Annotated in this window: 21 protein-coding genes and 1 pseudogene; 17 read left to right on the top strand and 5 right to left on the bottom strand. The window is 62.3% G+C overall.

Going from position 1 to position 21,865, the window contains the following annotated elements; translation table 11 throughout:
- Window positions 1–10 precede the first annotated feature (10 nt).
- The 3 genes from IEC33019_RS17975 (at window position 11) to rpoS (ending at window position 2,813) form a co-directional block, all read left to right on the top strand.
- Window positions 11–649, top strand: a complete 639-nt coding sequence (locus IEC33019_RS17975) for a protein-L-isoaspartate(D-aspartate) O-methyltransferase (protein ID WP_170831805.1) — start codon at window positions 11–13, stop codon at window positions 647–649.
- 186 nt (window positions 650–835) lie between these two features.
- Window positions 836–1,696 (top strand): peptidoglycan DD-metalloendopeptidase family protein, encoded by an 861-nt coding sequence (locus IEC33019_RS17970; RefSeq protein ID WP_070094103.1) that lies wholly within the window; start codon window positions 836–838, stop codon window positions 1,694–1,696.
- Between the two features lie 109 nt (window positions 1,697–1,805).
- Window positions 1,806–2,813 carry an RNA polymerase sigma factor RpoS gene (rpoS, locus tag IEC33019_RS17965; RefSeq protein WP_043208809.1) on the top strand — a complete coding sequence of 336 codons (1,008 nt, stop codon included), beginning with the start codon at window positions 1,806–1,808 and terminating at the stop codon, window positions 2,811–2,813.
- 689 nt (window positions 2,814–3,502) lie between these two features.
- Here rpoS and IEC33019_RS17960 read toward each other — a convergent pair.
- From IEC33019_RS17960 to IEC33019_RS17945, 4 genes and pseudogenes are all read right to left on the bottom strand, one after another.
- Window positions 3,503–3,920, bottom strand: a pseudogene (locus tag IEC33019_RS17960) (transposase); the annotation flags it as partial.
- A gap of 109 nt (window positions 3,921–4,029) precedes the next feature.
- Window positions 4,030–4,353 carry a ferredoxin FdxA gene (fdxA, locus tag IEC33019_RS17955; RefSeq protein ID WP_016392282.1) on the bottom strand — a complete coding sequence of 108 codons (324 nt, stop codon included), beginning with the start codon at window positions 4,351–4,353 and terminating at the stop codon, window positions 4,030–4,032.
- 140 nt (window positions 4,354–4,493) lie between these two features.
- Window positions 4,494–7,064 (bottom strand): DNA mismatch repair protein MutS, encoded by a 2,571-nt coding sequence (gene mutS / locus IEC33019_RS17950; RefSeq protein ID WP_070094596.1) that lies wholly within the window; start codon window positions 7,062–7,064, stop codon window positions 4,494–4,496.
- A 153-nt stretch (window positions 7,065–7,217) separates the two neighbouring features.
- Window positions 7,218–8,018: a phytanoyl-CoA dioxygenase family protein gene (locus tag IEC33019_RS17945; protein ID WP_070094595.1), complete on the bottom strand. Its 801-nt coding sequence runs from the start codon at window positions 8,016–8,018 to the stop codon at window positions 7,218–7,220.
- 236 nt (window positions 8,019–8,254) lie between these two features.
- On the opposite strand from IEC33019_RS17945, the gene IEC33019_RS17940 reads away from it, so the two are divergent.
- On the top strand, window positions 8,255–9,640 hold the full coding sequence (locus IEC33019_RS17940; protein WP_070094594.1) for an amino acid permease: 1,386 nt from the start codon (window positions 8,255–8,257) through the stop codon (window positions 9,638–9,640).
- A gap of 1 nt (window position 9,641) precedes the next feature.
- Here the strand turns inward: IEC33019_RS17940 and IEC33019_RS17935 are convergent, their stop codons facing one another.
- Window positions 9,642–10,538, bottom strand: coding sequence for a LysR substrate-binding domain-containing protein (locus IEC33019_RS17935; RefSeq protein ID WP_070094593.1), 897 nt, complete (start codon window positions 10,536–10,538; stop codon window positions 9,642–9,644).
- 136 nt (window positions 10,539–10,674) lie between these two features.
- Here IEC33019_RS17935 and IEC33019_RS17930 point away from each other — a divergent pair, with 136 nt between their 5' ends.
- The 13 genes from IEC33019_RS17930 to IEC33019_RS27870 all read left to right on the top strand — a co-directional run bounded on the left by IEC33019_RS17930 (window position 10,675) and on the right by IEC33019_RS27870 (window position 21,858).
- Window positions 10,675–11,421 (top strand): LexA family transcriptional regulator, encoded by a 747-nt coding sequence (locus IEC33019_RS17930; RefSeq protein ID WP_070094592.1) that lies wholly within the window; start codon window positions 10,675–10,677, stop codon window positions 11,419–11,421.
- A gap of 464 nt (window positions 11,422–11,885) precedes the next feature.
- Window positions 11,886–12,224, top strand: a complete 339-nt coding sequence (locus IEC33019_RS17925) for a phage holin family protein (RefSeq protein ID WP_070094591.1) — start codon at window positions 11,886–11,888, stop codon at window positions 12,222–12,224.
- Window positions 12,225–12,235: 11 nt separating this feature from the next.
- Window positions 12,236–12,733 carry a hypothetical protein gene (locus IEC33019_RS17920; protein ID WP_070094590.1) on the top strand — a complete coding sequence of 166 codons (498 nt, stop codon included), beginning with the start codon at window positions 12,236–12,238 and terminating at the stop codon, window positions 12,731–12,733.
- Window positions 12,730–13,287, top strand: coding sequence for a phage baseplate assembly protein V (locus IEC33019_RS17915; RefSeq protein ID WP_070094589.1), 558 nt, complete (start codon window positions 12,730–12,732; stop codon window positions 13,285–13,287). Before IEC33019_RS17920 ends, IEC33019_RS17915 begins: the two co-directional genes overlap by 4 nt.
- Window positions 13,288–13,475: 188 nt before the next feature.
- Entirely contained in the window at window positions 13,476–13,802 is a 327-nt protein-coding gene (locus IEC33019_RS17910; RefSeq protein ID WP_070094588.1) for a GPW/gp25 family protein, read from the top strand.
- Window positions 13,799–14,680: a baseplate J/gp47 family protein gene (locus tag IEC33019_RS17905; RefSeq protein WP_070094587.1), complete on the top strand. Its 882-nt coding sequence runs from the start codon at window positions 13,799–13,801 to the stop codon at window positions 14,678–14,680. The genes IEC33019_RS17910 and IEC33019_RS17905 overlap by 4 nt, the downstream gene beginning before the upstream one ends.
- Window position 14,681: 1 nt before the next feature.
- Window positions 14,682–15,290, top strand: coding sequence for a phage tail protein I (locus IEC33019_RS17900; RefSeq protein WP_070094586.1), 609 nt, complete (start codon window positions 14,682–14,684; stop codon window positions 15,288–15,290).
- Window positions 15,283–16,989 carry a phage tail protein gene (locus IEC33019_RS17895; RefSeq protein ID WP_081337539.1) on the top strand — a complete coding sequence of 569 codons (1,707 nt, stop codon included), beginning with the start codon at window positions 15,283–15,285 and terminating at the stop codon, window positions 16,987–16,989. The genes IEC33019_RS17900 and IEC33019_RS17895 overlap by 8 nt, the downstream gene beginning before the upstream one ends.
- A 12-nt stretch (window positions 16,990–17,001) precedes the next feature.
- Window positions 17,002–17,433, top strand: coding sequence for a phage tail assembly chaperone (locus IEC33019_RS17890; protein ID WP_070094585.1), 432 nt, complete (start codon window positions 17,002–17,004; stop codon window positions 17,431–17,433).
- An 85-nt stretch (window positions 17,434–17,518) separates the two neighbouring features.
- Window positions 17,519–18,685, top strand: coding sequence for a phage tail sheath subtilisin-like domain-containing protein (locus IEC33019_RS17885; protein ID WP_070094584.1), 1,167 nt, complete (start codon window positions 17,519–17,521; stop codon window positions 18,683–18,685).
- Window positions 18,686–18,697: 12 nt separating this feature from the next.
- Window positions 18,698–19,207 carry a phage major tail tube protein gene (locus tag IEC33019_RS17880; RefSeq protein ID WP_070094583.1) on the top strand — a complete coding sequence of 170 codons (510 nt, stop codon included), beginning with the start codon at window positions 18,698–18,700 and terminating at the stop codon, window positions 19,205–19,207.
- Between the two features lie 12 nt (window positions 19,208–19,219).
- Entirely contained in the window at window positions 19,220–19,522 is a 303-nt protein-coding gene (locus tag IEC33019_RS17875) for a phage tail assembly protein (protein ID WP_070094582.1), read from the top strand.
- A gap of 125 nt (window positions 19,523–19,647) precedes the next feature.
- Entirely contained in the window at window positions 19,648–21,858 is a 2,211-nt protein-coding gene (locus tag IEC33019_RS27870; RefSeq protein ID WP_070094581.1) for a hypothetical protein, read from the top strand.
- The last annotated feature ends 7 nt before the right edge of the window (window positions 21,859–21,865 follow it).

The raw sequence follows: 21,865 nt of genomic DNA, 5'->3' as shown, positions 1-21,865 counted from the left end.
AGGCATCGGCATGACCTCCCAGCGTACCCGGGAGCGATTGATCCAGCGTTTGTACGAGGAAGGCGTCTCGAACACCCAGGTGCTCGATGTCATCCGTCGTACCCCGCGTCATCTGTTCGTCGATGAGGCACTGGCGCATCGAGCCTATGAGGACACCGCGCTGCCGATCGGGCACAACCAGACCATCTCGCAGCCTTTCATGGTGGCGCACATGAGCGAGCTGTTGCTGGAGGCCGGGGCGTTGGACAAGGTCCTGGAGATCGGTACGGGTTCGGGCTACCAGACCGCCATCCTGGCGCAGTTGGTGGAACGGGTGTTTTCGGTGGAGCGGATCAAGGTCCTGCAGGATCGGGCCAAGGAGCGTCTGGTCGAACTCAACCTGCGCAACGTGGTGTTTCGCTGGGGCGATGGCTGCGAGGGATGGCCGGCGCTGGCGCCCTACAACGGCATCATCGTGACCGCCGTGGCACCGGAAGTTCCCCAGGCCTTGCTGGACCAACTGGCACCTGGCGGGCGCATGGTGATCCCGGTGGGCGCTGCCGGGGAGTCCCAGCAGTTGATGTTGATCGTGCGCGAGGAGCATGGGTTCTCCCGCCGCGTACTGGGCGCCGTGCGTTTCGTGCCACTGCTCAATGGCCCGGTGGCGTGAGGGTGCGCTGAATATTTGCGTCGTCGACGAATTCTTGTGCCGCGAACCTGTCTATCGTGCGGGGTTTCGTCGCGCTTTTCGCGGCGCCTGAGCCAGCCACCCAAGCCGGTCTGTCTCGTTTATAATTGCAACAATATTGCATTTCGTATCGTCATATCGTTTTTCGGCACCATGAGGGGAGCGCGGGTGGGTCACACAATCATGCGGCAACGCAAGGATCGGTCGGTTTTCAAGCTTCTGGTGATTGCGCTGGCCATGGCGACATCGCTGGCGGGCTGCTCCAGCACCGGTTCGAGTGGCGCCCGCGTGGTGGATCGCAACAACACGGTACCCAAGCGCCCGACCGTCACCTCCGGCCAGTATGTGGTCAAGCCTGGCGACACCCTGTACTCCATCGCCTTCCGCTACGGTTGGGACTACAAGGAGCTGGCCGCACGCAACGGCATCCCGGCCCCCTACACCATTCGCCCCGGCCAGCCGATCCGCTTCAGCAGCGGCAGCGGTGGCAGCACCACGGTGGTGTCCAGCCCATCCTCTTCGAGCAAGACCACGGTCATCCGCCGCCCAGTGGGAAGCACTTCCACGCCGCCTGCCAGCAACAGCAGCAAACCGGTCACAGCACCTGCGACGACCACCGCCCCAGTGGTCACACAGGTGCCCGCCGCCGAGCGTTCCGTGGGGGGCTGGACCTGGCCTGCCAACGGCGTGCTGATTGGAAAATTCGCTTCAAACGGTAGTTTGAATAAAGGCATTGATATCGCCGGTGATTTGGGACAGCCTGTTTTTGCTGCGTCTGGTGGTTCAGTGGTGTACGCCGGAAGTGGCTTGAGGGGCTACGGCGAGCTGATCATCATCAAGCACAACGATACCTACGTCAGTGCCTACGGTCATAACCGCAGGCTTTTGGTTCGGGAGGGGCAGCAGGTCAAGGCAGGGCAGACGATCGCTGAAATGGGGTCCACGGGCACTGATCGGGTGAAGCTGCATTTCGAGATTCGCCGCCAGGGTAAACCCGTCGATCCGCTCCAGTTCTTGCCACGTCGTTGATCTTTGCACCCGGCCTGTTCCTGCTGACGTAGAGGGGACAGGCTCCAGCGCTGCCAGGGAAACAGGTGCCGCTCGAGTCTGAGTTCGAACTCAGCAAAGGACTATAACAATGGCTCTCAGCAAAGAAGTGCCGGAGTTTGACATCGACGATGACCTCCTTTTGATGGAGACGGGCATCGTTTTGGAAACGGATGTGGTGTCAGACGAACCTGCTGTACCTTCGGTTCGGACCAAGGCCAAACAAGGCTCATCGCTCAAACAGCACAAGTACATCGATTACAGCCGGGCGCTCGACGCCACCCAGCTGTATCTCAACGAAATCGGCTTCTCGCCACTGCTTTCCCCCGAAGAGGAAGTGCACTACGCACGCCTGTCGCAAAAAGGCGACCCGGCTGGCCGTAAGCGCATGATCGAAAGCAACCTGCGCCTGGTGGTCAAGATTGCGCGCCGCTACGTCAATCGTGGCCTGTCGCTGCTCGACCTGATCGAAGAGGGCAACCTCGGCCTGATCCGCGCGGTGGAGAAGTTCGACCCGGAGCGTGGTTTCCGATTCTCGACCTATGCGACCTGGTGGATTCGCCAGACCATCGAACGGGCGATCATGAACCAGACCCGCACTATCCGCCTGCCCATCCACGTGGTCAAAGAACTCAACGTCTACCTGCGCGCCGCGCGGGAGCTGACCCAGAAGCTCGACCACGAGCCGTCCCCGGAGGAAATCGCCGGGCTGCTGGAAAAACCAGTAGCCGAGGTCAAGCGCATGCTTGGGCTCAACGAGCGTGTCTCTTCGGTGGACGTTTCGCTCGGCCCGGACTCCGATAAGACCCTGCTCGACACCCTGACGGATGATCGTCCCACCGATCCGTGCGAGCTGCTGCAAGATGATGACCTCTCCCAGAGCATCGACCAATGGCTGGGCGAGCTGACCGACAAGCAGCGCGAGGTTGTGGTGCGTCGATTCGGCCTGCGTGGGCACGAGAGCAGTACCCTTGAGGATGTAGGGCTGGAAATCGGTTTGACCCGGGAGCGAGTGCGGCAGATCCAGGTCGAGGGGCTCAAGCGTCTGCGCGAGATCCTTGAAAAGAATGGCCTCTCAAGCGAGTCGCTGTTCCAGTAAGCGCGAGTGCAACACCCAACGCCCCGAAGATCTCGGGGCGTTTTTGTATCTGAGAGGATTGTTTACTTTGCTACCTACGTTGCTTCGCGTGTAAGAGATCGCTTACTCATGGTGTAAGACTTCCCCGCAAGGATCAGTAAATCATTGTCGTTTCTAAGCTATCTATTTATGTAAGCGACTGAAATATAAAGAATTTTTTGATATTAAAAGATGTGTCAACTGTAGCATTTTGAGAGGTTTAGCCCTTGCTCGCTAGGCAGGAATGGCTAGTATTCGAACTGTGTCTACGGACTGACACAGCCTTCAAGGATGAAGGTCAAGGACATCGCAAGATGCGATTCATCAGGATGATGTTTAGGACAAGCAGGGACTACGGAAAAAATGTGGGCGGGTCAAACCGCCCCTTTTTTTGCCTTGAATTTAGTGGCAGGGGCTGCCCCTCGGGTTTGTGGAAGCGCCCACGAACCGATCGATTCCCCGCTTGGCTTCGAATGAAGTCATCTCGGCCCTTGAGGCTGCGTTGCAGCCCCATCGCCAGTTCGCCAGCCCCTACAAAAGCGGGGGTACTTTCGAGTGAATACACACAAATGAAAAAGGCCTCAATTCAGACTGTGTGAAAACACACTGACAGGCCCTAGACCAAACGCCCCGACTTATTCGGGACGTTTGTTTTTGTGCTGAAAAGGGCTCACCACCTGCTCGCCCTGAGTCTTATCAGCGGCATCCAGGTCAGCCAAGTATTGGACGATCCGCTTATTCAGCTTCTCCTCCTGACGCTTGAGTTGATTCAAATTCAAATGAAGTCGGATCTGAGTCGGTTGATCAACCACATCACTTCGATGTTGCGCTGGCACTCGGCTTCCAGACGCCGGGACGAGCGAATGCGCTGGAAATAGCCATAAAGGTAGAGTTTGAGCTGATCGGCGGGGTCGTATGCAGGGCGCCCAGTGGCCTAGGGCTGAGCTTTCTCAAAGCCCAGCTGACCCAGATCGAGTTTGGCGATATACAGGTCGATGACCCGTACGAGGTGATCTTCAGGGATCAATTCCTCCAGCAGACCGGGAACAGGCTGGTCTGGCTGCGGGACTCTCCTCGTATGTAGGCCATAACGAAAAATGCTCCGTATCTTTCGATACGGAGCATTCTCTTAAAGGGCCGGACAGATTGCTAGGTTTTCACACAGTCTGAATTGGGGCCTTTTCGTATCCAGACGCTATCAGCGTTCCAGATCTGCAATCTTGCCAGGCTTGCCATCCCACTCTTCAGCGTCAGGCAGGGCATCCTTACGCTCGGTGATGTTCGGCCAGATCTCCGCCAGTTCGGCGTTGAGCTCGATGAAGTTCTCCATGCCGGCAGGCACTTCGTCTTCCGAGAAAATGGCTTGGGCTGGGCATTCCGGTTCGCACAGGGCGCAGTCGATGCACTCGTCCGGGTGGATGACCAGGAAGTTCGGGCCTTCGTAGAAGCAGTCCACCGGACAGACTTCCACGCAGTCGGTGTACTTGCATTTGATGCAGTTGTCGGTGACGACGAAGGTCATTTCTAATTTTCTCCTCAGGCGACGGCGGCGGCCCTTCCTCATCAGGGCCGCGCGGTTTACAGGCGTTGGCTGCAGGCCAGGCTAATAACCTGCAGCACCAGCAAACCGCGGCGGATTCTACCAGTTTGTAATGGACGCCGTTATAACAGGTTTTTCAGTTGATATAGCGTTTCGATAGCTTGGCGCGGCGTCATGTTGTCCAGGTCCAGCTTGCCCAGCTTCTCGATGGCCGGATGTGGCAGGCTGGCGAACAGATCGCTCTGGTGCGGCACCTGCGGCTCGCCCTTGGCAGCCTGGATTGGCTGTTCATGGGGCAGGCTGGTGGTTTCCAGGCGGCCCAGGTGTTCGCGGGCTCGCTGGATCACCGGCGAGGGCACGCCGGCCAATTGCGCTACGGCCAGGCCATAGCTCTGACTGGCAGGGCCCGGCAGGACGTGGTGCAGGAAGACGATCCGCTCGTTGTGCTCGGTGGCGTTCAGGTGCACGTTGGCCACCAGCGGCTCGCTCTCCGGCAGTACGGTCAGCTCGAAGTAGTGCGTGGCGAACAGGGTGTAGGCGCGCAACTGGGCCAGGCGTTCGGCCGCCGCCCAGGCCAGGGACAGGCCGTCGAAGGTGCTGGTGCCACGGCCTACCTCGTCCATCAGCACCAGGCTGCGGTCGGTGGCGTTGTGCAGGATGTTCGCGGTTTCGCTCATCTCGACCATGAAGGTCGAGCGGCCACCGGCCAAATCGTCGCTGGAGCCGATACGGGTGAAGATGCGGTCCACCAGCGACAGTTCACAACGCGCCGCCGGCACGAAGCTGCCGATGTGCGCCATCAGTACGATCAAGGCGGTTTGGCGCATATAGGTGGATTTACCACCCATGTTCGGGCCGGTGATGATCAGCATGCGCGTGCTGTTGTCCAGCGCCAGGTCGTTGGCCACGAACGGCGTGGTCAGTACCTGCTCGACGACGGGGTGGCGACCTTGATCGATGCGCAGGCAAGGCTCGTCGACAAAGCTTGGGCAGTTCAGGTCCAGGTTCAGGGCGCGTTCAGCCAGGTTGCTGAGCACGTCCAGTTCGGCCAGGGCCGCGGCGCTGTCCTGCAGTGGTGCCAGATGACCGATCAGGGTTTCGAGCAAGGCGTCATAGAGCATCTTTTCCCGAGCCAGGGCGCGGCTCTTGGCCGACAGCGCCTTGTCCTCGAAAGCCTTGAGCTCGGGGGTGATGAAGCGCTCGGCGCCCTTGAGGGTCTGGCGCCGGATGTAGTCGGCTGGCGCTTGCTCGGCTTGCTTGGTCGGCAACTCGATGAAATAACCGTGCACGCGGTTGTAGCCGACCTTGAGGTTGGCCAGGCCTGTGCGGGCTTTTTCGCGGGCTTCCAGATCGATGAGGAACTGGCCGGCGTTCTCGCTCATGGCCAGCAGCTCGTCCAGCTCAGCGTCATAGCCGGTCTTGAGCACACCGCCGTCGCGGATGACCGCTGGCGGGTTGTCGAGGATCGCACGCTCCAGCAGGCTGGCCAGCTCCGGGTAGGTGCCGGTGATGGCGGCCAGGCGTGCCAAGTGCGGCGCTTCGAGCTCGGCCATGGCGTTCTGCAGCTCGGGCAGGGCGCCAAGGGCATCGCGCAGGCGCGCGAGGTCTCGCGGGCGGGCGTTGCGCAGGCCAATACGCGCGAGGATCCGCTCGATGTCGCCGATTTCCTTGAGTTGCGGTTGCAGCTTCTCGAAGCGGTAGCTGTCCAGCAGGCAGCGGATCGAGTCCTGGCGGGCCTTGAGTACCTTGAGGTCGCGCAGCGGGCGGTTCAGCCAGCGGGTCAGCAGGCGGCTGGCCATGGCGGTCTGGCAACGGTCGATGACCGATTGCAGGGTGTTGTCGCGACCACCGGCCAGGTTGATGTCCAGCTCCAGGTTGCGCCGGCTGGCGCCATCGAGGATCACGGTGTCATCCATGCGCTCATGGCGCAGGCTGCGCAGGTGAGGCAGGGTGGTGCGCTGGGTTTCCTTGGCGTAGGTCAGCAGGCAGCCGGCGGCGCCGATGGCCAGGGTCAGCTTGTCGCAGCCAAAGCCCTTGAGGTCCTGGGTCGCGAACTGCTGGCACAGGCTCTTGCGCGCCGAGTCACGGTCGAAGTCCCAGGGCGCGCGGCGGCGGCAGCCTGGGCGTTTCTCGGCCGGCAGGCCCTGGGGCCAGTCGTCGGGGATCAACAGCTCGACCGGGTTGATGCGTTCGAGTTCGGCCAAGAGGTTTTCCCAGCCTTTGATCTCCTGCACGGTGAAGTTGCCGCTGGTGATGTCCAGCACGGCCAGGCCAAACAGACGCTCGTCACCGAGCAGCGCGGCGATGAGGTTGTCGCGACGCTCGTCGAGCAGCGCTTCATCGCTGACTGTGCCGGGGGTGATGATCCGCACTACTTGGCGTTCCACCGGGCCCTTGCTGGTGGCCGGGTCGCCGATCTGCTCGCAGATCACCACCGACTCGCCCAGCTTGACCAGCTTGGCCAGGTAGCCCTCCAGCGAGTGGAAGGGGATCCCGCACATGGGGATCGACTGGCCGGCGGACTGGCCACGAGCGGTCAGGGTGATATCCAGCAGTTTGGCGGCTTTCTTCGCATCTTCGTAGAAGATCTCGTAGAAATCGCCCATGCGGTAGAACATCAGCTGGTCTGGGTGCTGGTTTTTCAGCTTCCAGTACTGCTGCATCATTGGGGTGTGTGCGGAAAGGTCAGACATTCAAGGCCTTGAAGCTGTCTCAGACAAAATGCGAAACGCCCAAGTCTACAGGTTCTTGCCAGCCGGGCACAGGCCGCCTTGGCCCTTCGACCTTGATGGAAACGGCCACGCCCCGCGCATCAAGGGGCGGGGCGTGGCCATGTCTGGAGTGGATCAACGGCGCTGCCAGACCACCGGGAACCAGTCCTCGCGCATGCGCTCGCCATCGCTCAGGTTGATACCCGGGAAGGGCGGCGAGGTGCGCCCCGGGCGCTGCACATAGCGTACGTCGTCTCCCAGGAAGCGCGTGGAAAAGGCGCGGCGTCGGTTCGTACCGGTGTTGCCGGCGGCGCCATGCACGGTGCGGAAATCGAAGACGATGGCATCGCCAGGTTCCATTTCCGGGGAGAGGATCTGGTACTCGCCGTTCTCCACGTCCGGCATGTCCATGAACAGGTTCTGGCCGTCGGCGTCGGTAGCGCCATAGAAGTCCTGGTTGCTGGCCCAGCGCTTGGGACGCACAGGCTTGGGCCAGAGGTGCGAGCCGAGCACCACGCTCAAGGTGTTGTGGCGAGTGACCGGGTCCAGGGGGATCCAGTAGCTGGCGGTCTGCAGGCCCTGGACGCAGTAGTAAGGCAGGTCCTGGTGCCAGGGGGTGGGCTTGGCGGTGCCGGGCTCCTTCACCAGGATGTGGTCGTGGAACACCTGCACCTGCTGCGAGCCCATCAGCTCGCCGGCAAGCCCTGCGGCGGGCGAGTTCAGCACGAAGTCGGTGAACGCGGGGATGCGCTGCCAGTTGCAGTAGTCCTCGAAGAACCGTCCGCCCTCGCCGGAGCCAACGTTCTCGATGGCAAAGGTACTGGGTTCGGCCAGGTTCTGCTCGAAGCCTTCGCGCAGACGTTCGATCCAGTCCTTGAACACGCCGCGCAGGATCACCGCGCCGTCTCGCTGGAATTCTTCGATATGGGGATTCATCGGAGCAGCCCTCTCGTTGTTGTTGTAGTGGCACCAGCATCGGGGGCCAGCGAGGGCGAGGTAAATCACAGAATTCCTATTCGTCACTATAGCTATTCTGTATGCCCCACCTTGTTGTCTTGCCCTGCGATTGGCCGGTTAATAGCCCTGCGCCCTGCGGTTTCCGGGCCTTGCGAGAACCCTTCAACGGCAGCGTGACTGCCGGCCAAGAACAAGAACAATGAGGAGTCCCTGGGATGAACGATCACAACAACCTGCGACGGGGCCTAAGTACCCGGCATATCCGCTTCATGGCATTGGGGTCGGCGATCGGCACCGGGCTGTTCTACGGCTCGGCGTCGGCGATCAAGCTGGCCGGGCCGTCGGTGCTGCTGGCCTACCTGATCGGTGGCGCGGCGATCTACATGATGATGCGCGCCCTCGGTGAAATGGCGGTACGCAATCCGGTGTCCGGCTCCTTCGGGCAGTACACCAGTCAATACCTGGGGCGTTACCTGGGCTTTCTGACCGGCTGGAGCTATGCGTTTTCCATGTTGGTGGTATGCCTGGCGGACGTCACGGCGTTCGGGGTGTACATGGGCTTGTGGTTCCCCGATACACCGCGTTGGATCTGGGTATTGGGCATCGTCTGCTTCATCGGTGCGTTGAACCTGTGCAGCGTGAAGGTGTTCGGCGAGATGGAGTTCTGGCTCTCGTTGCTCAAGGTCACCGCCATCGTGGCGATGATCGCGGCCGGGGGCGCGGTGCTGCTGTTCGGCATCCAGCTGGGTAATGGGGCCGAGACGGTGACGGGGTTGTCCAACCTGTGGAGCCATGGTGGGTTCTTCCCCAACGGCATCGGCGGGATGATCGCTTCCTTCACCGTGGTGATGTTCGCCTTCGGTGGCGTCGAAATGATCGGTATCACTGCCGGCGAAGCCAAGGATCCCAAGCGCGTGCTGCCCAAGGCGATCAACTCGGTGCCGCTGCGTATCCTGCTGTTTTACGTGCTCACCCTGGTGGTGCTGATGGCCATCTACCCCTGGACCAACATCGGCAGCCAAGGCAGTCCGTTCGTGCAGATCTTCAGTGGCCTGGGCATCAGTTCGGCGGCAACCCTGCTCAACATTGTCGTGATTTCGGCGGCAATATCGGCCATCAACAGCGACATCTTCAGCGCCGGGCGCATGATGTATGGCATGGCCCAGAACGGCCAGGCGCCGGTCGGCTTCTCCCGGCTGTCGCGTTTCGGCGTGCCATGGATGACGGTGCTGGTGATGGGCGTCGCGCTGTTGCTGGGTGTGGTCCTGAACTACCTGGCGCCGGAGAACCTGTTCCTGATTCTCGCCGCCGTGGTGACCTTCTCGATTGTCTGGGTGTGGCTGATGATCCTGCTGTCCCAGGTGGCCATGCGCCGTGGCATGAGCCGCGAGGAAGTCGCCGCGCTGGACTTCCCGGTGCCGCTGTGGCCCGTCGGTCCGGCCCTGGCCATCGTGTTCATGCTGTTCATCTTCGGAGTGCTGGGCTGGTTCCCCGATACTCGCACCGCGATGTACGTCGGCCTTGGCTGGTTGGCGCTACTGTCGGTCGGCTACTGGCTGTGGGTGGCGCGCCAGCCACGCCAGGCGCCGGTCAACGCCTGAGCTAGACGGAAAACAGCTCGCTGGCCCAGCGCAGGAATGCCTGGGCCGCAGGGGAGGGACGCATGGCGCTGGACTGTGCCAGCACCACCGACTGCGGGCTGACCGCCTCACGTAATGGCCGGCACGCCAAGGGCCGGCCGTCGTAGCTCTGATCACCCGCCGGGCGAGTGCAGGACAGCGCCACGCCGTAGCCATGGGCGACCAGCCCGCGCTGCATCTCGAAGGTCTGGGTCAGTTGCTGGGAACGTGGTTGCAGGTCGTGGGCCCAGAACAGCGAGAGGAAGTACTCGCGGGTTCGGGTGATGTCTTCGAGAATCAAACACTCTTCGGCCAGGTCGGCCAGTGACACCTGCTCCTGACGGGCCAAGGGATGGTCCGCCGGCAGCAGGGCATAAGGCGCCACCTGCGCCAGTACCCGCCGCTCGATCTGCGGGTCCAGGCCCACGTCATAGGTCAGCGCCAATTCTGCCTTGCCCTCGTTCAACCTTCGGTTGACTCCGGCAAGGTCCGTCTCGAACAAGGTGATGGCGACTTCCGGGTGACGCTCACGAAATCCACTGAGCAGGCGCGGTGCATACCACGGGCCCAGGTCCTGAAAGCAGATCAGGCTCAGGTTGCCCCGCAGCACTTCCGGCTCATCCCCCGCGCTGCGAATGCCGGCCGCCATGGCCAGGATCTCGCGCGCCTGCTCCAGCAACTGCCGTCCCGCCGGGCTCAGTTCCAGGCCACGGCTGGCCTGACGCAGGAACAGTTTCTCACCCAGAATGGCCTCAAGCTGCGAGATCGCCAGCGACACCGAGGGTTGGGAGATGTGCTTGGCCCGCGCCGCGGCACTGACGCTGCCCTGTTCGGCGGTGGCCACGAAGTACTCGAGCTGGCGGAAGGTAAAGCCGATCATTGTTGTTTTGACCTCGCTATCGTGGGGAGTCTTCCCACGGTGTAGGGCCCATGAGAGTACAGGGAATTACCGTTGGAGGGTGATGGGTGACAGAAAGCGCATGCATGGATTGCATTTGCGCTGCAGCACATCCATCATGCACGGTATGCAAAAACGCAACGTAGCTTCCGTACTCAAAGCACTGCTCGACCGCCATGGCCTGTCCCCGACGGAGCTGCACCGGCGCACGGGCGTTCCTCAATCCACGTTGTCGCGCATCCTCAGCGAGAAGATCATCGACCCGTCCGACAAGCACGTGTCGAAGATCGCCGAGTACTTCGGCGTCAGCACCGACCAACTGCGCGGTCGCGTCGAGCTGGGCGAGTCCCGCGAGGCGGCGCAGCCGGCCCATGGCCATGCGGACCTGAGCGATATCAGCCTATGGGACGACGAAACCCCTGTCGAGGATGACGAGGTTTCCGTTCCTTTTCTTCGAGAGGTCGAATTGGCAGCAGGATCAGGAAGATTCGTCATCGAAGAAAGCGAAAAGGCCCGCCTGCGCTTCGGCAAGCGCAGCCTGCGCCACAACGGCGTGCAGTTCGACCAGGCCAAGTGCGTGACGGTGCGCGGCAACAGCATGCTGCCGGTGCTGCGCGATGGTGCGACGGTCGGGGTCAACACCGGTAAATGCGCGATCGGCGACATCATCGATGGCGACCTCTACGCCATCAACCACAACGGCCAGCTGCGCGTGAAACAGGTCTACCGCCTGCCCACCGGCATTCGTCTGCGCAGCTTCAACCGCGATGAACACCCTGACGAGGACTACAGCTTCCAGCAGATGCAGGAAGAGCAGATCAGCCTGCTGGGCCATGTGTTCTGGTGGGGCATGTACGCGCGCTAAGGCCATTCCCTTTTCAAGAAAACCCGCTTCGGCGGGTTTTTTTTCGTCTGCAGAAAATCCCTACAAGCCACGTCGCGCATAGCTCTCATGCATTTGCGCAAAATTTCTTCGCTAGAAATATGAATAAACGCATTGACTGCATATGCATCAATGCATAATCTGTGTCTCAAGCCGGTCGACACCGGTTGTTACACAGGCAGCGATGAACAGGCCTCGACTGTTCAGAGGGTTGGCAACTGGCCCGGGTGTGCAGCGTAAAGCACCACGATCAGTTTTCCGGCGGGCAGGTGGCCGCGGTCGGAGACACCAATTTGAAGCGCAGCCGCCAGGCGTCACCAGTCGTGGCCGGCGGTTCGACAACGCATTACTGAAAAGCCTGGCAGCCCGGGCTTTTTGGAATGCCGAGTTCATACACAACCGACCCGCCAGTGGCACTGGCGGGCATTCATACAGGAGACAGGACAATGACGAACGAGCAGCAAACGTTGCTGGAGATACCGCTCTGGCTGGTGATCGTCCTGGCATTGCTGGGCGGTCTGAGCGGCGAGATGTGGCGTGCCGACAAGGCAGGCGCGCGTGGATGGTCGCTGGTGCGCCGGCTGGCGTTGCGATCCGGGGCCTGCATGGTCTGCGGGGTCTCGACAGTGATGCTGCTGTACGCCAGCGGCATGTCGATCTGGAGCGCCAGCGCCTTTGGTTGCATGACCGCCATGGCAGGTGCCGACGTGGCCATCGGGCTCTACGAGCGCTGGGCGGCCAAACGCCTGGGGTTGCGTGATGTTTCCCAGGCTGACGAGCGATAGGAGGCGTTGAAATGAGCGAGCTGGCCACTTTACATGCGGCACTGACGGCAATGATTCGTGAGGCGATTCCTGAACTTGCGTCAGTCGACATCGCTTCGGATGTCGGCAGCAGCAGCGTCTTGCCGTCGCTACGCCACGGCATCGTGCGCATGACCGCGGACGCCGCGCCCCGGGATGGGCGCTCGGTGCTGGTCACCACCTTCGAGGCGGACATCATCCCCGACCTCGGCAACCCCGACGCGCGCCTGCAAGGGAGCCTGCTGGCCGCGCAAATGATGGACCTGCTGCGCCAACAAATGTGGGGCCTGGACTTCGTCGAGGCGAGCCGCAACGTGCTGGCGCAGTTCGAGGGCGGGCACTGGATCGTCCGCTGGGAGCAGCCGGTGCTGCTGGGCGAGCCCCAGTGGCACTGGCCCGACGAGCCGCCGGGCTCTCTGCTGTTCGGTACCGATCCCGATACCGGACCTGGCAACGAAGCGGACTACATCGCCCCGGAGGACCTTGCATGAGCTACGCCAGCGCGATGCATGACCGAATGCTGGCGAGCCTGGTCATCCCTTGCCGCGTGGTGGCGGTAGACCTGGCCGCCGCTCGTGTGCGGGTATCCGATGGCACCTGGACCAGCGCCTGGCTGCGCTGGCATGCCCTGGCCGCGGGCCAGGCGCGTCACTGGCGGGCCCCGAGCCTGGGCGAGCAGGGCGTGCTGGTCAGCCCCAGTGGCGAGCCGGCCCAGGGCACTTTCGTGCCAGGCCTGTACGGCAATGCCGGCAGTGCGCCGGACAACCGCGACCATGTGGAGGTGTGGCGGTTCGAGGATGGCGGCTCGCTGGCCTACGACTGGCAGGCCAAGCGCTACGACATTCACCTGCCTGCCGGCAACGCCAGCATCAAGGTCGGTGCCAGCACCCTGCACATCAGTGAAGGTGCCATCGAACTCGACGCCACGGCCATCACCTTGACCGGCCAGGTCGCCATCAACGGGCCGCTGACTGTCAGCGGCGACATCAACGGCGGCGGCCGGATCATCGACACCGCTGGCAACACCGCCAACCACAAGCACTGATCAAGGCCCACCGCATCGGTAACGCTGGGGCTGGAAAGCGGATTTTTTCTGCTCCTTGGCGCCGGCTTCGCGGGTTTACCCGCAAACAGGCGCCCCACGCAGGTGTTGCCGTCTTGGGCTCTTTGCTACCAGGAGACTCTTATGCGATCCCACCCACGGATCTCGCTCCCCTCGACAGGAGGCGCACCATGATCGGCATGGACCGCCGCACCGGCCAACCCTTGGCCGGCATCGCCCACCTTCGCCAGTCCATCGAGGACATCCTTTCCACCCCGCTCGGCAGCCGGCGCATGCGCCCCGAGTACGGCAGCCAGTTACGTCGCTACGTCGATCTGCCCGTCAACGAAGGCTGGAAGAGCGCCGTACAGGCCGAAGTCGCCCGCGCCCTGGGGCGTTGGGAACCGCGCCTGCAGCTTGAGCGGGTGAGGGTGCTGTCGGTGCTCGACGGCCAGGTCAACCTTGCCCTCAGCGGCCGCTACCTGGGCGATGAGGCTCTGGTGGAGGTGAGCGTATGAGCCAGGTCGACCTGTCGAAATTGCCCGCGCCCCAGTTGCTCGAAGACCTTGACTACGAGGCGCTGTACCAGGCCGACCTGGAGACCTTCCGCACCCAGATGGGCGATGGCTGGACGGCCCAACTGGAAAGCGACCCGGTGACCAAGCTGCTGGAGGTCGGGGCCTACCGCAAGCTGCTCAACCGCGCCCGCATCAACGACGCGGCCAAGGCGCTGCTGCTGGCCTATGCCCAAGGGAGCGACCTCGACCAACTGGCGGCCAACGTCAATCTCCAGCGCCTGGTGATCCAGGCCGAGGACCTGCAGGCGGTGCCGCCGTTGGTGCAGGTGCTCGAATCCGACGATGCCCTGCGCGAGCGGGTGCAATTGGTCTACGAGGGCCTGACCACCGCGGGCCCGCGCAACAGTTACATCCTGCATGCCCGCAACGCTTCGGGGCTGGTCGCTGACGCGACCGCCGAGAGCCCGGCGCCGGCAGAGGTGGTGGTGACGGTGCTGGCGTTGGACGGCAATGGCGAAGCCACGCCGGCACTGCTGGAGGGGGTGCGCCAGTACCTCAACGATGACGACATACGCCCCGTGGCGGATCGGCTAACTGTGCAGTCGGCGCAAATCCTGCCGTACCGCATCGACGCGGTGGTGCACATGGCCGGCACGGGGCCGGAGAACGAGGCGTTGCTGGTCGAGTGCGAGCGTCGCCTGGCCGCCTGGATCAACCCGCGGCGCAGGCTCGGGATGGAAGTATCCCGTTCGGGCATCGACGCCCAGTTGCACATCAACGGCGTGAGCCGTGTGGAACTGGCCGATTGGACCGACATTCGCCCCAACAAAGCCCAGGCGGCCTGGTGCGAAGGGTTCACCGTGGTGCGGGGGGACTGACATGACAGGCCTTCTGCCGATCAACAGCACAGCGTTGGAGCGCGCGCTCGACGGCACCAGCGCCGAGGACCTCAAGCCTGCCCTGCGTACGCTCTACAACCCCGACACCTGCCCGCCGCACCTGCTGTACCAACTGGCCTGGGCTTGGTCGGTCGACCGCTGGGACGACAGCTGGAGCGAAGCGGTCAAGCGCTCGGTAATCCGCGCGGCGTTTTCCGTGCATGCCCACAAAGGCACCGTCGGCGCGTTGCGCCGGGTGGTCGAGCCGTTCGGCTACCTGATCGAGATTACCGAGTGGTGGCAGGCTGAACCACCTGGAGTCCCCGGTACCTTCGCGCTCAAGGTTGGCGTCTCGGAGCAGGGCATCAGCGAGGAAACCTACCGGGAATTGTCCTGGCTGATCGACGATGCAAAGCCGGTGAGTCGGCACATGACAGGCTTCGCCATCAGTTTGGAAACCATTGGCCGGATGCATCTGGCCTCGTCGTTCTACGACGGCGAAGAAATCGACGTGTACCCGCCCCAGGCCACCGCGCTGGAAGTCATCGGTGAGATTGGCCGTGGTGGTCGTGAGCACATTATTGACTATCTGGACGTTTACTATGGTTGACCAGAATTCACAGTTCTACGCGATCCTGACCAACATCGGTGCCGCGAAGCAGGCCAATGCGGATGCCCTGGGCATTCCTTGGAAAATCACTCAAATGGCCATCGGAGATGGCAATCCTGGCGGCGTCGAGAACCCGCCGTTGCCCATGCCAAGCGCGAGCGCCACGGCGCTGCTCAATGAGTGGCGTCGGGCGCCGCTCAATCAGCTTAAAGTTGATGAGGTAAACGGTGCTGTCATCGTGGCCGAGCAGATTATTCCCGCCGATGTAGGGGGGCGTTGGATTCGCGAAATTGCCTTATACGATGCCGACGGCGATATGGTCGCGGTAGCCAACTGCCCAGCGACCTACAAACCGTTACTTAGCCAGGGCTCAGGGCGCACCCAGGTGGTGCGCATGAATCTGATAGTCAGCAGCTCCAGTAACGTGGAACTCAAAATTGACCCGAGCGTGGTCCTGGCCACGCGTGAGTGGGTGACCAGCGAACTGGCCAAGCAGGACTTCAAGCATTCGGTGCTGGTGGCCACCACGGCGGCCATTGCCTTGAGCGGCCTGCAGACAGTCGACGGCGTGCCTCTGACGGCGGGGGTGCGGGTGCTGGTGAAGAATCAGGCCGTCGCCAAGGACAACGGCTTGTATCAGGTAGTGGCCGGTGGCCCCTGGGTGCGCAGTGCTGATGCTGACAACAGTGTCAAGGTTACGCCCGGCTTGTTGGTCATGGTCGAGCGCGGCACGATCAATGGCGACAGCGCTTGGCAGTTGGTCACCGATGCACCGATTACCGTGGGCGTCACCGCGCTGGCGTTTGAAATGGCATTTGGGCGCACGGGCGTGGCCGAAGGCACCTTCCGCAGCGTGACCGTAGACAAATACGGTCGTGTCGTCGCCGCGTCTAGCCCCACAACCGTCGCGGGTTACGGGCTGACGGATGTCTACACCAAGACTGAGATCGATACCGCCTTGGCGCTCAAGGCGCCTTTGGCAAGCCCGATTTTCACCGTAGATCCCAAGGCGCCGACGCCGGCCCAGTTTGATGCCTCTAAGTCGATTGCAACCGCTGAATTCGTGCAGCGAGCATTGGGTAGTCTGAGAGGCGTCATGAACATTAGCGGCACCATCACCCTGACGGCGGCTCATGTCGGTGTCCAGCTGGTTGGAAGTGTTGAGTTGGCTGGCAAGACTATTACGCTGCCCCCGGTTGGGAGTGTTCCTCCAGGTGCTCAGATTCACTTTTCTGCGGGGGCCAACCTTGCTCCTTTAACTATCAAAGGGTACGGGGCCGAACTCATCGCGCCTGGGCCAGGTGGTGGCTACACCGTCAATTCCTTTGAAATGGTTGCTCTGGATTCAGTAGTGCTGGCTAACCTGGGCAATGTCTGGCGCATGGTCGGCGGCTCCCAGATGAACAAGCAAACTGGGCAGTTTTCCGCAGTTTTGGCGGGTAACGGCTACCAGAAACTACCAAGTGGGCTGATTATCCAATGGGGAGCTGCCAGCAACACTAATGGTTTTGGCACATGGACTTTCCCGATTGCATTTCCCAACGCGTGCTTAAGGGTGTTTGCATCCCAAGATGCGTCTGGATCTGGTTCGGCGATGTATGCGGTAGGTGCTAACCCGGTCGACTTGACCACCGCGAAGGTTGCCAGCGCTCTAGCAAGTGGCGGTGATGCAATTTTTGTTCTAGCGATCGGCTATTAAACGGGGGTATCTATGCCAATTTTCAGTTCTCAATCGGCACGCGGATTCTACGACGACGCCATCAATACGGTTATCCCAGCAGACGCTGTGGAGATTTCTCGGGAACTTCATGCAGAGATTATTGCCGGCCCTGGAAATGGCAAGCTCATTGAGTGGGGCGATGACAGTATTCCTTTTCTGATTGATCGTCCGATGCCATCCACCGCTGAGATGGCGGCTATCGAGCGCCTGTGGCGCGATGGCGAGTTAGACGCTACCGAGTGGTTGCGTAATCGCCACCGCGATCAGTTGGATCTCGGCGTGACCACCACGCTCAGCGGTGAGCAATTCACTGAGTTGCTGCAATACCTGCAAGCCCTGCGCGACTGGCCAGCGGCCGAGGTCTTCCCCGACAGCGCCCAGCGACCCGTGGCGCCGCCCTGGATTGCTGAACAAACCCAATGACGCCCCGCACCGACGGGGCGTTTTCTTTTTTGCTGTATCCCTCTTGGCCCCGCACCGCGGGGCCTTTGCATATCTGGAGAACTAAATGACTGGATTCTTCCACGGCGTTACCGTGACCAACGTCGACACCGGCGCACGCAGCATCGCGCTGCCGTCGTCCTCGATCATCGGCCTGGTCGACACCTTCATCGAAGGCCCGGGCGTCACCGCCAAGGCCAATGACCTGGTGCTGATCACCAGCGAGCGCGAAGCGGTCGCGGCGTTCGGCAAGGACGCGGCGATCACCAAGGCCTGCCGCGCCATCTACACCCGTGCCAAGGCGGTCATCGTCGCCTGCGGCGTGGCCAAGGTGGCAGCGCCAGCCGAGCAGACGGCGGCCATCATCGGCGCGGTCGAGGCCGACGGCAAACGCACGGGCCTGCAGGCATTGCTCGATGGCAAGAGCCGCTTCAACGCCCAGCCACGCCTGCTGGTGGCGCCCAAGCACAGCGCCACCGACGCAGTCGGTACGGCCCTGGTGGCACTGGCCGACAAGCTGCGCGGCATCGCCATCATCGACGGCCCCAACAGCACCGACGAGGCCGCCATCGCCTATGCCGGCAACTTCGGCGCCAAGCGCGCCTACATGGTCGACCCGGGCGTGCGTTACTGGGACAACGACAGCGAAGCCACCGTCGATGCACCGGGCTCGGCCTGGGTCGCCGGTCTGTTCGCTTGGACCGACAACGAATATGGCTTCTGGGCCTCGCCCTCGAACAAGGAATTCGTCGGCATCACCGGCACCGGTCGCCCGGTGGAGTTCCTCGACGGTGACGACAGCTGCCGCGCCAACCTGCTGAACAACGCCAACGTCGCCACCATCATCCGCGACGACGGCTTCCGCCTGTGGGGCAACCGTACCTTGTCGAGCGACCCGAAATGGGCCTTCGTCACCCGCGTGCGGACCCTGGACATCGTCATGGACGCGATCCTCTACGGTCACAAATGGGCCGTCGATCGCTCCATCACCGCCACCTACGTCAAGGACGTCACCGAAGGCCTGCAGGCCTTCATGCGCGACCTGAAGAACCAGGGCGCGATCATCAACTTCGAGGTCTATGCCGACCCCGAGCTGAACACCGCCAGCCAGCTGGAGCAGGGCAAGGTGTATTGGAACATCCGCTTCACCGACGTCCCGCCTGCCGAAAACCCCAACTTCCGCGTCGAAGTCACCAACCAGTGGCTGACCGAAGTCCTCGATTCCGCTGCTTAAGGAGCGCATTACATGGCAATGATTCCCGAAACCCTGGCCAACCTGAACCTGTTCGTCGATGGCGTCAGCTTCCAGGGCGATGTGCCCAGCCTGACCCTGCCCAAACTCACCCTGAAAATGGAGGAGCACCGCCCTGGTGGCATGGACATGCCGGTCGAGATGGACCTGGGCATGGAAAAACTCGAAGCGGCCTTCAGCACCACCGGCGTGCGCCGCGAGTCGCTGAAGTTCTTCGGCCTGGCCGATGCCAGCGCCTTCAACGGTACTTTCCGCGGGGCCTTCAAGGGCCTGAAGGGCAAGATCACGCCCGTGGTCGTCACCCTGCGTGGCGCCCTCAAAGAGGTCGAGATGGGCGACTGGAAGTCCGCTGAAAAAGCCGAGATCAAGCACAGCGTCGCCGTGACCTTCTACAAGCTCGAAGTCGATGGCCGCCCGGTCTATGAAATCGACGCCCTGGGCATGAAGCGCGTGATCAACGGTGTCGATCAACTGGCCGCCCAGCGCGCGGCCCTTGGCTTGTAAGGAGGCCTGGCGATGGCTCAAGCGAAAAAGCTTCCGCAATGGCTGACCCTCAGCGCCGAACGCGTGACCGTGCGCCTGTCGCGCCCCAGCGAGGCCAACGGCGTGCAGGTCGACAGCCTATCGCTGCGCGCCCCGACGGTGCGCGACATCCGCAACGCCCAGGCTGGCGGCGCCAATGACGACGAGCAGCGCGAACTGAACCTGTTCGCCTCCCTCGCCGAAGTCGGCGTCAAGGACCTCGAAGGCCTGGCCCTGAAGGACTATAGCCGCCTGCAGACGGGCTATTTTCGCCTGGTGCAGGACGACGAGCTTTGACCCTGCCCGGCAGAAGGCCGCCGCCCGGCGGCTGGCCAAGGAGCTGAACTTTTCCGCGAGCGAAATCATGACCATGTCGTACAGCGACATGGTCTGGTGGCTGGCGGAGTGATCAGGAGGAACCTATGGAGAACACATCGGTGCTCACCGTTGGTGTCACCAGCGATCGCGCACTGGGCAGTACCTTCAGTACGTTGCGTGCTCAATTCGAACGCTTGCGCATGCCGCTTGAGGGCATGCAAGTCGAGCCGTATATCAGCGAGATCAGCCGTCTGGGGTTGGAGGTCGACAAGACGGCACAGGCCCAAAGACGGCTGGCCAGCAATCAGACATGGGCCTTGAAGGCGCAGGTCGACCAGGTGCGGCGCCTGACCGATGAGATCGAGCGCTTGCGCAAACTTTGCCTGTCTGCAAGCGAGATTGGCTCCTCGCAGGCGCCGCGCCAGACCGTCGTGATGAGGCCTTTACAGGGGCCTAGGGGCAGCGATCCGCCTGAGCCGCGTAGCTCGGAACAGGGATTCATCCCTCTGGAGTCGGCGAACAGTGGTCTGACGGTAGTCAGGGCCGGCGTGATCGGCACGGCCGCCGTCGGTGCAGGCGTTGCCGCTGCTGCGCTTGGGCGTGCTGCGCACAGGATGTATAAGCGCCAATCACTTAAAAGGCGCCGTGAGATCACCCGTGGCGTTCGGCAGAGCGCTGGCAAGGCGGGCGCCAAGCTGGTCAGCAAACTGGGGTTGGCGACGTTGGAGGACAGTGGTCAGGACCAAGCCGAGGCGGTGGGTGCTGCCCTGGGCGGTGCGCTCGGAAACATGGGCGCGCAACTGCTGGGTGGCCTGACCAAGAACAAGCAGATCCAAATGCATGGCGGTGAGATCGGTGAGCTGATAGGCGAGGGTGTCGGCGGCTTTATCGGCAAGACATTCCATGGCTGGTTTTCCGACACGGCGGCCGCCAACGAGGTGTCTGACGACAGCGCAGTGCAGGCGTCACCGGCCTTATCGCAGCAACCCGCGGAACAAGGGGCGTTTTCTCAGGGGCCGCAGACAAGCAGCCGGGAAGGCATCAACAGGGGATTGGTCATAGGCGGTGCCCTCGTTGGTACCGCAGCGGTCGCGATGGCCGGACGCAAGGCCCATAAAGCTTACTTGCGTCTGCCACGTAAGCGGCGCAATAGACTCACTGGCGCTCTGCGGGAGAGCGCTGGCAAAGCTGGCGCCAAGCTGATCGGTAATTTGGGCTTGGCCCTGCTTGAGGACAGCGGCGAAGACCAAGCTGAAGCAGTCGGATCCGCGCTTGGCGGTGCGATGGGGAACCTCGGCACGCAGCTGTTGGGAGGCCTGACCAAGAACAAGCGGATCCAGCAGTACGGCGGTGAGATCGGCGAATTGATCGGCGAAGGTGTCGGCGGCTTCATCGGCAAGACGGTCCATGGGGTGTTCTCCGGCACGCCGGCTGCCAACGATCCGTCCGCCACAACAGCCCCCGGTAGTGCCATAAGCCGTTCAGCCTCGGGCCATGCACACCAAGTCGTTGATGAATGGGCGTCGGATGAAAGCGGTGAGCAAGTGGAGGAGGAAGAGGAAGAAGAGGAGGTGGATGAAGCAGCGCACGAGCCTGCGTTTTCCGAGGCGCAGGAGCCTGCTTCTACAGCCCTCCTGCAAAGGGCTGCCCAGAAGCCTGCTTTCGCCCTAGCCAGCACCGCATTCACCGGCCTTGCAGGCAAGGCCAGGCCTGGCAGTGCCGGCGCTTCCTTGGCCCGACGGGCGTTCAGACGAGTGCCGGGCGTTGCGTTGCTCGACACCGGCCTGCAACTTGCCGAAACCTTCAACAGCGACGCCACCCAGGAGCAGAAGCTCGAAGGCTATGGCAGCGCTGTTGGTGGTCTGGGTGGTGGCCTTGCCGGTGCAGCCGCCGGTGCGGCTATCGGTTCGGTAGTACCGGTGATCGGGACCGCGATCGGCGGCTTGATCGGAGGCGTGTTGGGCAGCATGGGTGGAGAGGGTATCGGTGGCTGGCTGGGTAGGACGCTGGCCTCGAACAAGGACGAAGCGGCTGGCAAACCTGCCGTGAGCGAGGCGGCGCGGGTACTGGATACTTCCTCTGCGCCGCCAACGTTGCCTGCATCACCCGCTGCGTCACCGACGCAACCGACTCCTCCTACCACCATCAACCAGCAATTCACCTTCACATCCAACATGCCGGTCACCTTCAACAATAGCCTGGACGATCCCTCGGTCCTCCAGCAACTGGAGATGATCGCCCGGCGTCAGCTGGAAGAGCTGATGCGCCAAGCCCGCTCGGCGCAATTGGCGGACCCCCCACACATCGTACTTTGAGGACTAT

The organism is Pseudomonas putida (assembly GCF_002741075.1).
GTDB lineage: Bacteria > Pseudomonadota > Gammaproteobacteria > Pseudomonadales > Pseudomonadaceae > Aquipseudomonas > Aquipseudomonas putida_T.
The sequence above is the reverse complement of the archived record's forward strand: the minus strand, read 5'-3'. Positions and strand labels throughout refer to the sequence as shown.

What these genes read in the sequence shown, in the direction of transcription:
- IEC33019_RS17975 (WP_170831805.1), top strand. Translation starts at nt 11, where the DNA reads ATGACCTCCCAGCGTACCCGGGAGCGATTGATCCAGCGTTTGTACGAG.
- rpoS (WP_043208809.1), top strand. Translation starts at nt 1,806, where the DNA reads ATGGCTCTCAGCAAAGAAGTGCCGGAGTTTGACATCGACGATGACCTC.
- fdxA (WP_016392282.1), bottom strand. Translation starts at nt 4,353, where the DNA reads ATGACCTTCGTCGTCACCGACAACTGCATCAAATGCAAGTACACCGAC.
- mutS (WP_070094596.1), bottom strand. Translation starts at nt 7,064, where the DNA reads ATGTCTGACCTTTCCGCACACACCCCAATGATGCAGCAGTACTGGAAG.
- IEC33019_RS17945 (WP_070094595.1), bottom strand. Translation starts at nt 8,018, where the DNA reads ATGAATCCCCATATCGAAGAATTCCAGCGAGACGGCGCGGTGATCCTG.
- IEC33019_RS17940 (WP_070094594.1), top strand. Translation starts at nt 8,255, where the DNA reads ATGAACGATCACAACAACCTGCGACGGGGCCTAAGTACCCGGCATATC.
- IEC33019_RS17935 (WP_070094593.1), bottom strand. Translation starts at nt 10,538, where the DNA reads ATGATCGGCTTTACCTTCCGCCAGCTCGAGTACTTCGTGGCCACCGCC.
- IEC33019_RS17930 (WP_070094592.1), top strand. Translation starts at nt 10,675, where the DNA reads ATGCACGGTATGCAAAAACGCAACGTAGCTTCCGTACTCAAAGCACTG.
- IEC33019_RS17925 (WP_070094591.1), top strand. Translation starts at nt 11,886, where the DNA reads ATGACGAACGAGCAGCAAACGTTGCTGGAGATACCGCTCTGGCTGGTG.
- IEC33019_RS17920 (WP_070094590.1), top strand. Translation starts at nt 12,236, where the DNA reads ATGAGCGAGCTGGCCACTTTACATGCGGCACTGACGGCAATGATTCGT.
- IEC33019_RS17915 (WP_070094589.1), top strand. Translation starts at nt 12,730, where the DNA reads ATGAGCTACGCCAGCGCGATGCATGACCGAATGCTGGCGAGCCTGGTC.
- IEC33019_RS17910 (WP_070094588.1), top strand. Translation starts at nt 13,476, where the DNA reads ATGATCGGCATGGACCGCCGCACCGGCCAACCCTTGGCCGGCATCGCC.
- IEC33019_RS17905 (WP_070094587.1), top strand. Translation starts at nt 13,799, where the DNA reads ATGAGCCAGGTCGACCTGTCGAAATTGCCCGCGCCCCAGTTGCTCGAA.
- IEC33019_RS17900 (WP_070094586.1), top strand. Translation starts at nt 14,682, where the DNA reads ATGACAGGCCTTCTGCCGATCAACAGCACAGCGTTGGAGCGCGCGCTC.
- IEC33019_RS17895 (WP_081337539.1), top strand. Translation starts at nt 15,283, where the DNA reads ATGGTTGACCAGAATTCACAGTTCTACGCGATCCTGACCAACATCGGT.
- IEC33019_RS17890 (WP_070094585.1), top strand. Translation starts at nt 17,002, where the DNA reads ATGCCAATTTTCAGTTCTCAATCGGCACGCGGATTCTACGACGACGCC.
- IEC33019_RS17885 (WP_070094584.1), top strand. Translation starts at nt 17,519, where the DNA reads ATGACTGGATTCTTCCACGGCGTTACCGTGACCAACGTCGACACCGGC.
- IEC33019_RS17880 (WP_070094583.1), top strand. Translation starts at nt 18,698, where the DNA reads ATGGCAATGATTCCCGAAACCCTGGCCAACCTGAACCTGTTCGTCGAT.
- IEC33019_RS17875 (WP_070094582.1), top strand. Translation starts at nt 19,220, where the DNA reads ATGGCTCAAGCGAAAAAGCTTCCGCAATGGCTGACCCTCAGCGCCGAA.
- IEC33019_RS27870 (WP_070094581.1), top strand. Translation starts at nt 19,648, where the DNA reads ATGGAGAACACATCGGTGCTCACCGTTGGTGTCACCAGCGATCGCGCA.